Origin of the sequence: Bacteroides sp. 51 (genome assembly GCF_010500965.1) — a bacterium.
Classification (GTDB): domain Bacteria; phylum Bacteroidota; class Bacteroidia; order Bacteroidales; family Bacteroidaceae; genus Bacteroides.
The window spans coordinates 1-11,976 of record NZ_QVMI01000037.1 but is presented as its reverse complement, the minus strand read 5'-3'; the positions used below and the strand labels follow the sequence as shown (position 1 = coordinate 11,976).

The 11,976-nt window shown below is 43.6% G+C and carries 10 protein-coding genes; 6 read left to right on the top strand and 4 right to left on the bottom strand.

Annotated elements, in window-relative coordinates:
- The 4 genes from D0T87_RS20585 (at position 1) to D0T87_RS20570 (ending at position 5,290) form a co-directional block, all read left to right on the top strand.
- Positions 1–300 carry a hypothetical protein gene (locus D0T87_RS20585; protein WP_163177629.1) on the top strand — a complete coding sequence of 100 codons (300 nt, stop codon included), beginning with the start codon at positions 1–3 and terminating at the stop codon, positions 298–300.
- Between the two features lie 10 nt (positions 301–310).
- Positions 311–2,179: a DNA mismatch repair endonuclease MutL gene (gene mutL, locus D0T87_RS20580; RefSeq protein ID WP_163177627.1), complete on the top strand. Its 1,869-nt coding sequence runs from the start codon at positions 311–313 to the stop codon at positions 2,177–2,179.
- 267 nt (positions 2,180–2,446) lie between these two features.
- Positions 2,447–4,906 carry an FAD-dependent oxidoreductase gene (locus tag D0T87_RS20575; protein ID WP_163177625.1) on the top strand — a complete coding sequence of 820 codons (2,460 nt, stop codon included), beginning with the start codon at positions 2,447–2,449 and terminating at the stop codon, positions 4,904–4,906.
- 18 nt (positions 4,907–4,924) lie between these two features.
- A complete protein-coding gene (locus D0T87_RS20570; protein WP_163177623.1) occupies positions 4,925–5,290 on the top strand; it encodes a winged helix DNA-binding protein in 366 nt (121 codons plus the stop codon).
- A gap of 28 nt (positions 5,291–5,318) precedes the next feature.
- Here the strand turns inward: D0T87_RS20570 and D0T87_RS20565 are convergent, their stop codons facing one another.
- The 3 genes from D0T87_RS20565 to D0T87_RS20555 all read right to left on the bottom strand — a co-directional run bounded on the left by D0T87_RS20565 (position 5,319) and on the right by D0T87_RS20555 (position 10,016).
- Entirely contained in the window at positions 5,319–8,297 is a 2,979-nt protein-coding gene (locus tag D0T87_RS20565) for a glycoside hydrolase family 3 N-terminal domain-containing protein (protein ID WP_163177621.1), read from the bottom strand.
- 80 nt (positions 8,298–8,377) lie between these two features.
- Complete coding sequence (locus D0T87_RS20560; RefSeq protein ID WP_370526946.1) at positions 8,378–9,217, bottom strand: bifunctional UDP-sugar hydrolase/5'-nucleotidase; 840 nt, start codon at positions 9,215–9,217, stop codon at positions 8,378–8,380.
- Positions 9,218–9,245: 28 nt separating this feature from the next.
- Positions 9,246–10,016: a 5'-nucleotidase C-terminal domain-containing protein gene (locus D0T87_RS20555; protein ID WP_163177617.1), complete on the bottom strand. Its 771-nt coding sequence runs from the start codon at positions 10,014–10,016 to the stop codon at positions 9,246–9,248.
- Between the two features lie 164 nt (positions 10,017–10,180).
- Here D0T87_RS20555 and rplS point away from each other — a divergent pair, with 164 nt between their 5' ends.
- Together rplS and D0T87_RS20545 are read left to right on the top strand one after the other, a co-directional pair.
- Positions 10,181–10,534, top strand: coding sequence for a 50S ribosomal protein L19 (gene rplS, locus D0T87_RS20550; protein ID WP_163177615.1), 354 nt, complete (start codon positions 10,181–10,183; stop codon positions 10,532–10,534).
- Between the two features lie 112 nt (positions 10,535–10,646).
- The gene (locus tag D0T87_RS20545; protein ID WP_163177613.1) at positions 10,647–11,399 is read left to right on the top strand and encodes a YdcF family protein; all 753 of its coding nucleotides are present in this window, start codon (positions 10,647–10,649) and stop codon (positions 11,397–11,399) included.
- A 24-nt stretch (positions 11,400–11,423) separates the two neighbouring features.
- Here the strand turns inward: D0T87_RS20545 and D0T87_RS20540 are convergent, their stop codons facing one another.
- Positions 11,424–11,729, bottom strand: a complete 306-nt coding sequence (locus D0T87_RS20540; protein WP_163177611.1) for a hypothetical protein — start codon at positions 11,727–11,729, stop codon at positions 11,424–11,426.
- Between the last annotated feature and the right edge of the window lie 247 nt (positions 11,730–11,976).

Genomic DNA, 11,976 nt, shown 5'->3' with positions numbered 1-11,976 from the left:
ATGGGAATCTTTAAAACAAATAAACCGCGTCGTTTCAATCATCAGTATATTTATTACGATGAGCGAAAAGAAAAATTGGCGAAGATGGAAGAAGATGCCAAACGTGAATTGGGTATGTTGCCCGAGAAAGAGTTTGATCCGGAAAGTATTCGGGGGAAATTTGTAGAAGGTACAAAACACCTGAAACGTCGTAAGGAAAGCGGACGTAAACCGATGCACATAGGAGTAATTCTTGTTATCATAGCCTTGTTGCTTTTCCTCTGGCACTACCTGCAAACGGGTAGCTGGAACTTTCTATAATTATGAATTTATGAGTGATGTCATTCGTTTATTACCGGATTCGGTAGCTAACCAGATTGCTGCCGGAGAGGTTATCCAACGCCCGGCCTCTGTGGTTAAAGAGCTGGTAGAAAATGCTATAGACGCTGGAGCAGAGAATATACATGTATTAATAACTGATGCGGGCCGGACAAATATCCAGGTGATTGATGATGGGAAAGGTATGTCCGAAACCGATGCGCGACTTTCTTTCGAAAGGCACGCAACATCAAAGATACGTGAAGCAGCCGACTTGTTTGCTTTGCGTACCATGGGATTCCGCGGAGAAGCGTTGGCTTCTATTGCTGCCGTGGCCCAGGTTGAACTCAAAACCCGCACCTCTTCCGAAGAACTGGGAACACATATTGTCATTTCCGGCTCAAAGGTGGAAAGCCAGGAAGTTGTATCTTGCCCTAAAGGAAGTAACTTTTCGGTAAAGAACTTGTTTTTTAATATTCCTGTACGCCGTAAGTTCCTGAAATCAAACTCTACGGAGTTAAGCAATGTGCTGACGGAGTTTGAACGCATCGTTCTGGTGCATCCGGAGGTTGCTTTTACATTGCATCATAATGATGGTGAAATGTTTAATCTGCCAATATCCAGTCTGCGGCAACGAATCATTTCGGTTTTCGGCAAAAAGTTGAATCAACAGCTCCTTTCTGTGGATGTTGATACAACTATGGTTAAGATATCCGGTTTTGTAGGTAAGCCGGAGACTGCCCGCAAGAAAGGTGCCCATCAATACTTTTTTGTGAATGGGCGTTATATGCGCCATCCTTATTTTCATAAGGCAATCACTGATGCATACGAGCATTTAATCCCTGTGGGCGAGCAGGTTTCTTATTTCCTTTATTTTGAAGTAGACCCTGCCAATATTGACGTTAATATACATCCTACGAAGACGGAAATTAAATTTGAAAATGAACAGGCAATCTGGCAAATCCTTTCTGCTGCGGTAAAAGAGGCTTTAGGCAAATTCAATGCCGTGCCTTCTATCGACTTTGATACGGAAGGAATGCCCGATATTCCGGCTTTCGAAAGTGATAGACCTATCGAACCGCCTAAGGTACATGTAAATACAGACTTTAATCCGTTCCGCACTTCCGGAGGAGGAGATTATTCCCGGAAGAAGAAAGTAGACTGGGAAGATTTATATAGCGGATTTACTTCTTTTGAAGATGATCCGAACATTTCGATTCCTTCTTCCGCATCGGCTCCTGCATCCTATCCGGCCGAGGCTGTTGAACATCCTCAACCCAAGAGCCTGTACTGTGGTAGCGGAGAACCTGTGGTGGAGCGGGGTGCATTGCATTTACAATATAAAGGTCGTTTTATTCTTACCTCTGTTAAATCGGGCCTGATGCTTATCGATCAGCACCGTGCCCACGTCCGGGTTTTGTTTGATCGGTATGTGGAGCAGATAAAACAAAAGCAAGGCGTTTCGCAAGGTGTACTTTTTCCTGAAATCTTACAATTGCCGGCATCCGAAGTTGCCGTATTGCAGGGCATCATGGACGATTTGACCTCTATCGGTTTTGATTTGAGCGATCTCGGCGGCGGCAGCTATGCCATTAATGGCATTCCTTCGGGCATTGAAGGGCTCGATCCTGTGACTCTTGTGCGTAACATGGTGACCAATGCAATAGAAAAAGGCAATGATGTGAAAGAGGAAATCCAGAATATGCTTGCATTAACATTGGCCCGTGCTGCCGCTATTGTATATGGACAGGTACTTAGCAGTGAGGAAATGTGTTCTCTGGTAGATAATCTTTTTGCTTGTCCAACTCCAAACTATACTCCCGATGGCCGGGTCGTTCTGGCTACTATAAAAGACGACGAGATAGACAAGCTATTTAAATAACAGTAACATTATCTGGTTTGTGCTAACAGCTTGGCAGTACACTGCCAAGCCGTTGGCAGTGTACTGCCAAACTGTTGGCGGTGTATTGCCAAGCCGTTGGCAAGGAAGAGCAGTTACAACCATGCTGCAAAATAAACGGTAAAGAGCGCGCGTCGCAATTCTTCCCCCTCATTTATATTATCTATCAGTACTGCGATAAACTTTTATTGCCAAACGTTTGTTATTTCCATAGGAAACTATTTACTTTGAAAACAAAAACAAAAAGCTATGAAGGTTATAATAATAGGAGGAGTTGCCGGTGGTGCTACAGCCGCTGCACGGATGAGACGATTAGACGAGCACGCAGAGATTATATTGTTTGAAAGAGGGAAATATATCTCTTACGCAAACTGCGGATTGCCTTACTATATTGGTAATGTGATTGAAGATCGTGAAAAGCTGTTTGTACAAACTCCGGATGTTTTCTCTAAACGTTTTAATGTCGATGTACGAATAGAGAGCGAAGTGGTAGCGATTGATAAAGAACGGAAAGCGGTTCAGGTGCGCCGGTCGGATGGAAAAGAGTATGAAGAATCTTATGATAAATTACTCCTTTCCACAGGAGCATCTCCTGTGCGGCCTCCCTTGCCTGGTATTGATTCCAAAGGAATTTTTACCCTGCGCAATGTCGCTGACACCGATCAGATCAAGGCTTATGTCACACAAAATAAAGTAAAGAAAGCAGTTGTTGTAGGCGGTGGTTTTATTGGTTTGGAGATGGCCGAGAATTTGCATCATCTGGGTGCCTCTGTCTCTATCGTCGAAATGGGTGATCAGGTGATGGCCCCTATTGACTTCTCTATGGCCGCACTTGTGCATGAACATTTGCAACAGAAAGGGGTTAACTTATATTTGAAGGAAGCCGTATCTGCTTTTGAACCAGTAGAGGATACGATCCATGTTTCTTTTAAAAGTGGTAAAACAATTTCTGCCGATATCGTGATTCTCTCCATTGGCGTTCGCCCCGAAACGACACTTGCCAGAGATGCGGGTATTCATCTTGGAGAAGCCGGCGGTGTGGCCGTAAATGATTACCTGCAAACGTCCGACACTTCCATTTACGCAATTGGTGATGTTATTGAATTCCGCCACCCGATAACCGGAAAGCCCTGGTTAAACTATTTAGCCGGACCAGCGAATCGCCAGGGACGAATTGTAGCCGATAACATGATATTGGGTAATAATCAAATATACGAAGGCGCTATTGGAACAGCCATTGCCAAAGTCTTTGATTTGACTGTTGCATCTACCGGGCTACCGGCAAAACGTTTGAAGCAAGCCGGAATTGAATACATTTCTTCCATAACTCACGGCTCTTCACATGCCGGATACTACCCCGATGCCCTGCCTTTAAGCATTAAAATAACTTTTGATAAGAAGAGCGGGCGGCTTTACGGAGCGCAGATTGTGGGTTATGATGGTGTCGATAAACGCATTGACGAGATGGCGCAGGTCATCAAATACGGACGAACAATCTATGACCTGATGCAGGTGGAACATGCCTATGCTCCTCCGTTTTCATCGGCCAAAGATCCGGTGGCTATTGCCGGATACGTTGCCGACAACATCATTGCCGGTCGAATAAAACTGTTTGATTGGCGTGAGATTGCCCGGCTGAAACCCGATGAAGTCTTTTTATTGGATGTAAGGACAGAAGATGAATTCTCTTTAAACGCCATTCCGGGTGCTGTGAATATCCCTTTAGATGATTTGCGCGATCGTTTGCGTGAAGTGCCCACCGATAAACCAGTCTATGTATATTGCGCAGTTGGGATTAGAGGCAATGCGGCGGCGCGGATTCTTATCCAACGCGGCTATCAGGATGTGAGGAACTTATCGGGTGGATATAAAACGTATGTTGCCGCTGTTTCTCCGATAATAATGCAGAATGAAGAAGGTAATTCTATCATCCTGGAAGAAAGAAAAAGCAGTGAGGATCGTATAATGCCTGCTTTCAAAACGATACGGGTTGATGCCTGTGGTTTACAATGCCCGGGGCCTATTCTGAAGATGAAGAAGACGATGGATACATTGATTCCGGGGCAGAGTGTAGAAGTTATCTCTACCGATCCCGGGTTCTCACGCGATGCTGAGGCTTGGTGCCGTTCTACGGGAAATCGGTTGTTGTCGAAAAATGCTGAGAGCGGTAAGACTACAGTGATTATTGAGAAACAAGATGCATCGACCCAAACAACACCCGTAACAGCAGGCGGTGGCAATAAAAATAAAACTTTCATCATGTTTAGCGATGATTTGGATAAAGCTTTGGCTACATTTGTACTCGCAAATGGCGCAGCTGCTACCGGAAAGAAAGTAACCATATTTTTCACTTTCTGGGGATTGAATGTAATTAAGAAGCAGCGTAAACCGAAAGTGCAGAAAGATATCTTTGGCAAGATGTTTGGCATGATGCTTCCTTCAAACTCATTGAAACTCCGTTTATCTAAAATGAGTATGGGTGGCATGGGCGGAAAAATGATGCGCTATATCATGCGTAAGAAAGGTATAGATTCGTTGGAGTCTTTGCGCCGTCAGGCATTGGAGAACGGTGTGGAATTTATTGCCTGTCAGATGTCTATGGATGTGATGGGTGTCAGACATGAAGAACTGCTGAACGGAGTAACCATTGGCGGAGTAGCCACTTATATGGAACGTGCCGATGAGGCTAATGTTAATTTGTTTATTTAATTAAATAGAGAGAGTGTTATGAGATCAATATGTGTGATGCGGGATATTTATAAAGCCATCTCTGTCTTTGAGGCAGAGTTCGAGAGGGTTTACGGCCTTTCTCTTAATGAAGCGATGGTCTTATGCTCGCTGGAAGAAGTGACTGGCGAAGGAATGACTTCTACCGCTATTGCCGAACGTACCGAGATGACACCTTCACATACATCTAAAGTGATACGTGCGGTAGAAGATAAGAAACTGATCAAACGAGCGATAGGTGAGGTTGATAAGCGACAAATGTATTTTCAACTGACGGATAGTGGCAGGGAACGCCTTCAAATGGTTGATCGGGAGAAGATTCAGATACCGGAACTGTTGAAGCCGTTATTTGTAGGTTTATTGTAGGGGCGGTTCGCGAACCGCCCGGGAGTTATCATTTCAGTGATTCATAAATTGTATCCTGAATCCGTTCGCGTATCTGTAGTTTAGCCAATTTGTTAATCCACACATCGGGATAAGTCCTGTTGCTTAAAAAGACATATACTAATTTATTTCTTGGGTCCACCCAGGCGCAAGTACCAGTAAATCCATTGTGGCCATAAGCAGATGCCGGTGCAGATTTAGCGCACGGGCTTTTTCTTGAATCTTTCATGTCGGGCTTGTCAAAGCCCAGCCCACGGCGACTGGTTCTTGACTTTTCTGTAGTAAAGAGTTTGCAGGTTTCTTTACTCAGGTATCGTTTGCCATTCAGCTCGCCACCATTCAGGATCATCTGATGGATAAGAGCGATTTCTTCTGCCGTAGAGAATATACCTGCATTGCCCGATACTCCGCCCTGAAAGGCAGCCGATTCGTCGTGGACAAAACCTTGTACGGTCGTTTTCCGTAAGAAATTGTCGGTAGACGAAGGAACAATCTCCTCTTTTTTGAAGTATTTTAATGGCTGATATGCCGTGCGCTTTAACCCCATTGGAGCATAGAATTCTTTGTTTAAGAATTCATCCAATGGCATACCACTGAGTTGTTCCGCCAGTTTTTGTAAAACAATGAAGCCTACACAACTGTATCTATATCTTTTAGTACCCAACTTCTCTCTTGCGATTCTTGCATTGATCGAATCACTGAATGACTTATTCAGCCAAAGTTGATCGGAAGCTTGTATTGTGTAGACGTCACTTGCTTTATCGGACGTCATACCTTTAATGAATTTGAAGTTAGGCTGCGCATAAGTTTGCGCTCCGATTTGCACAGTATGCAGATTATCGCGTGTTGCTTTGAAAAGCCTACCTTCATAACTGTCCTTATTGATAGCCATTAAATAGAAAAACAGGGTCGATGGTAAACCGGATTCATGCAAAAGGAGTTCGCGGATGGTGATATCACTTTTATCCGTATCCTGTAAGAATGGCAGGTAAGCAGATGCTTTATCCGACAGGCTAAACATTCCTTTATCGTATAACTTCATGATTGCCAGCAAGGTGCCCGAGGTTTTAGAGAGCGAAGCAATATCGAATATGCTCGAAGTACTGATAACCTGACTTCCTTCTCCCGAGAAAGTGCCAAACGCCTTGCTGTATACTGTTTTCCCTTCCTTTAATACAACGACCTGGCATCCGGGATACGCACCTTCCTCTACTCCTTCTTTCGCAATCTCATCAATACGCTTCAATACATTAGATTTCACTCCATACTCTTCGGGTATGAAATGATGAACCGTTGGCAATACCATCGTCACGCCATCGCCTGCTTTGAGTACATTGCCTACGCTTGTAGACAGCCGTCCGCTTGCTGCTGCTTGCCCGAATAAGATTTTCGCGGTATGTTCCTGTATGCTCTTCTCGGCAGAGTGTGCAAGTATTACTGCCGAGGCATTCGCCAAACCTTTCTCAAGTTGCACCATCGGTTTCTCTGGCGTAAAGAAAACATAAACAACCGGAATCTCCGGTGGAAGTTCGGAAAAGAACCCAGCATATGGAGCTAGTTGCTTATCGGAAATACATACCACCACCCGTTTATAGGTAGACAGTGTATCGCGGAGTATCTTGCGTTCGGTTGCGAGCGCATTCGGTTTAAGTTGTATGCGTTTTACCGCTACATACTTTTTAAGTGCCTGCTCAAAGTTTGTGTTTCCTCCGGTGGTTCCCACGTTTATCATTGCGATCTTTTTTACGTCGGAATGCAGAGGGAGGACCTGATTTTTATTGCTTGCTACCGTAATGGCAGCTTCATTCAACCGGTTTCCCAGATCGCGGGCATAAGGTGTATTTATGCGGTAGGAGAGTCCCGATATCTGGATTTTCTTTTGATTAGCAACACCCAGGGCATACTTATAAGTGAGTACCTTTCTACATTTTTCGTTGATAACTTCTTCGCTCAACTCATCATTCTTTACGGCTTGGATAACGGCTTCAATTTCTTCCTTTAGGTTGCGTGGGGTCAACACCATGTCATTGCCTGCTTTTATGGCAGCGAGTGACAGATACTTGGTGCCGGCTACTCCTTTCATAGCCAAAGCATCGGTGAATATCAGCCCTTTAAATCCAAGCTCTTCCCTGAGTAGGTTCTGTACGATATTGCGCGATAATGACGATGGCAATCCTTTCTGCGGTTCCAGTACAGGCACCTCCAGGTGTCCTACCATCATTCCACCCAATCCGGCGCGTATGGCTTGTTTGAATGGATATAATTCTATGCTGTCCAGTCGTGCGCGCGTAAAATTAAGGAAAGGTAAGGAGTGGTGCGAGTCGGTTTCCGTATCGCCATGTCCGGGGAAGTGTTTCGAAACAGACAGCACTCCGCCACTTTCCAACCCCGATGAATATAGAATGACCTTGTCGGCCACATTCTTGGGGTCTTCGCCAAACGAACGGGTGTTGATTACCGGGTTCTTGGGGTTGATATTTACATCGGCATCCGGAGCGAAGTTAACATGTATGCCAAGTTCGCGGCACTGACGGGCCACTTCTTTACCATATTCATATATCAATTGCTCATCGCTTATGCATCCCAACACCATGTTGCGCGAGTAGACTGGGGTGTCTTTTATCCGCATAGATAAGCCCCATTCACCATCAAATGTAATCATCAGGGGGACTTTGGCCATGTCTTGCGCCTGATTGGTGATGATGGCCTGTGTTTCCAGTTCTCCTTTGGAGAATAACAGCCCCCCGACTTTATGGTTATGAACCACATCGCGCAATAATGCCATGTTTGGTTTCGTTTCGACCGGCGCAATGGTATAGACAAAAAGCTGGCCGACTCTTTCTTTCAGAGTCATTTTGTCGAAAACGGAATCCACCCACTCCTGGCATTCAGGGTCTTGTAATGCTTTGTATAAGACTAAAGGCTCAACCTGAGCCTTTGTGTATAAGCAAAAGAATACGGTTATAAATGAAATTAGAATTCGCTTCATTGTAATTTAAGAGTTGAAAGTTGAAAGTTGAAAATTGAAAGTTAAAAGTGGTCAATGTCATCACTTTCAACTTTCAACTTTCAATTTTCAACTGTTATGTCCATACGGCCTACAAAGATGCCGCTTCTTCCCATTTGAGTGATATAAACGTCTTTTCCATCCAGGTTTTTGTAGATTAGCGGCTCTTCGATAAAGGTGTGTGAATGCCCTCCCAGAATGATATCAATATTGCGTGTGTTTTTAACTAATTCGACATCGCATATCGGGTCTTTGGCGCTTGCCATAAAGCCAAGGTGCGACAGGCAAATGATAATATCGCAACCTTCTTTTTTGAGTGCCGTTGCTGCTTCATTGGCGGCTTTGTATGGGTCCTGGAATGTTACGCCTTCATAGTTGCTGACTTGTACCATGCCGCTCAACTTGGTTCCCAGTCCCAGGATTCCTATCTTAAGTCCATACTTCTTAATAATTATATACGGTTTCACGAGTCCTTCAAGAACAGTTCCTTTTACATCGTAGTTCGCGCAAACAATGGGGAAATCGGCCATTTTAAACAGTCGGGCCATATTGTCTAAACCAAAATCAAATTCATGGTTACCAATGGTGCCGGCATCATAGCCTATGGTATTCATGAGTTTGATTTCCACCTCACCTTTGAACATATTATAGTAGGGGGTGCCTTGTGAAAAGTCTCCGCAGTCGAATACCAACACATTTGAGGTTTCCTTTTTTACTTTTTCTATATACGCTGCTACACGGAGGAATCCTCCTTTGTTGGCCGCTTTAGGGTCGGGTGATTCGGGAGAAACAGGTTCGATGCGACTATGTACGTCGTTCGTATGTAATATCGTTAATGTTTTTTGCGCGAAAGCCGATGTGATGGCAATGCACAATGTCAGCAGTAACAGGTTTCTTTTAATCATGGATATAAACTCTTATTATCAGGTGTTATTTATCTAATATCGTTACCCGGCCTTCCATTTTGGAAGTGAGTGCTCTACCTTGGGCCGCTTCCGCTTTTACATATTCCAGGAATATATCGCGGATGGTGGCTTCTTCTACACACATTCTTTTTTCAGCCCTTTTGAAGGCTGTCATTCTGTCATTTCCTTCGGCCAGATAATCTACGGTTGCGATAGTGTACAGTTGATCGTCATTGATGGGTTGGTTGTTTATTTTAACATCAACAATATCCATGTCTTTGTTGACGGTCATTTGTACATTGCTTAGTCCTTCTCCTCCTACTTTTATGATATCTTTCATTAGTTCTTTTACATCGCTTCCTTTTAAGGAAAGTATACAGAGTGAGTTCTCAAAAGGGAGGATTTCATAAATGCTTCGGTAGGAGATATCTCCTTTGCTCAGGCTATTGCGTAACCCTCCGACATTGATAATGGCTACGTCGGCCGGGCGTTGGATGTAGGGTATTGTGCTGTTCCTGAGCACATCGGCTACCAGATTGGATAGTAAGCTCTCCGGACGTTTGGCTGTCATGTCCATAGCGCTTTCGCCAATAACGGGGTCCATGATGCTATCTACTTTTGCTTTGTAGGGGGCAAAGACTTCGTTGGCTTTCTCGCTGGGCATATTATCCCACTGGGCTGTCATTTCTGTCCTGTTTGCTGTGATTGTGATTTTCTTGTCAGCTTTACAGGAAGATAAACCTAGCAGGCCAGTCCAAAAGATGGTGTGTAGTAGTAAGAATTGATTTGATCTCATCGCATTATCTTAATATTATATGCTACAAATATAGCGTTTTTAATGGTTATATTTGGTTGTTTGCTAATATTTTCGTTCCTTTGCACCGCTTTCGCGCAATCGCTGTCAAAGAAGAGTTGCTTGATATGTTGCGTTGTAACGATGAACAATTAAATAATTGAAAGATGGATCTTATTAAAATTGCAGAAGAAGCATTTGCTACCGGCAAACAGCATCCTACGTTCAAAGCAGGTGACACTGTAACCGTAGCATATCGTATTGTCGAAGGTAACAAGGAGCGTGTACAGTTGTATCGCGGTGTTGTTATCAAAATCGCTGGTCATGGCGATAAAAAACGTTTCACTGTTCGTAAAATGTCAGGAACAGTTGGCGTAGAAAGAATTTTCCCAATCGAATCACCTGCTATTGATAGCATCGAAGTGAACAAAGTGGGTAAAGTACGTCGCGCTAAATTGTACTATTTGCGTGCACTTACTGGTAAGAAAGCTAGAATCAAAGAAAAGAGAGTTAACAAGTAATTATCATCTCTTGATTCAAGATAAAAAAGTGGAGGTTCGGAAGGGCTTTCACTTTTTTGTTTTTATATTTGAATGATCTGATTAAGTGTACTGTTTTTAGCAGTTGTGAGTGATGAAAAAGAAAAGGAATATATGGGAGTGGTTGGCAATTGTTGTTGCCATTCTTTGTGTTGTAGGTGCTACTGCTTTAACTGTGGCTTATGGTTTTACTGTGGGCAATGCCATAACATTTGTCATTGCTCTTGTTCTCATTGTCCTGGGGTTGTGGATGCGTAAAATGCCCAGGTGGATTCAGCGCATTATCTCTATAGCACTGAAAGTTGGTATCGTGTTTTTTATAGTTATGCTGAGCATCATTGTTATTCATGGATCAAAAGATACGGTTACTTTTAAAGAGGATTGTGTTTTGGTGCTGGGGTGCGGTATACGGGGAGAGACGGTTCTTCCTACCTTAGAGGCACGGCTTGACCGTTGTCTGGACTATCTGAAGCATAATCCGGATGCTCTCATTTTGGTTAGCGGCGGGCAGGGAGCTAAAGAAGATATTCCCGAAGCCGTAGCGATGAAGCGATATCTTGTTGCGCATGGTGTTTCCGAACAGCAAATCAGGATTGAGGATAAATCAAGAAATACGGTACAGAATTTTTCCTATTCGAAAGCTGTACTTGATGGTTTGTTTACTCAGAAAGAATATACGGTCGCAATCATCACAAGTGATTATCATGCTTATCGGGTAGGATTGACGGCCGATCGGCAGGGGATGCCGATTCATATATATAACGCCGGAGTTAAATGGTATTTGCGTCCGTCAGCATATGCCAGAGAGGTGTTGTCTATCTGTAAGTTTTGGCTGACTTCTATTTAACGTTCTATCGGCAGTCTGAGAGTTTTACTTTTTCTTCAATGGGCTAAAGAATTCTACTTTTCCGCATTTCGGACAGAGGTATAGGTCGAAAGCTTCTCTGTTTTGTAACAATTCAAAGAAATCTCCTAATACTCCCAGGCGGGTTCCTTCCAGAAACTTATACTCGCCGGAGTAAATCATAGGGACGTGGCAGCGTAAACATTTGATTTCAGTGTTTGAATTCTTTTCGGGTAATGATATGATTTGCTCTTCTGAAAAGCTATAACAGCAATTCCAGCATAAATCGAAGTTATCTTCTACTTCTTCCCGGCAGTTAGGGCATATTTTCATGATTCTTTTTGATCTTGCGGTTTGTAAATAAGAAAAGCAAATGTACTATTTTCTTGGATATTCCTTTTGTTCGGGCTAAAAAATATTATGATTATCTGTAATCCTCCCCCTACGTATGGAAATGAGGGTGTGTCATAAGTCTATTTTGTCACGTCATTGCGAGTTGCCACTATATTAAAATATAGAACTATTTGATAATGACAATATCCACCCCCTGCCCCCGCCAGCGGGGGATACGATGCCGCAG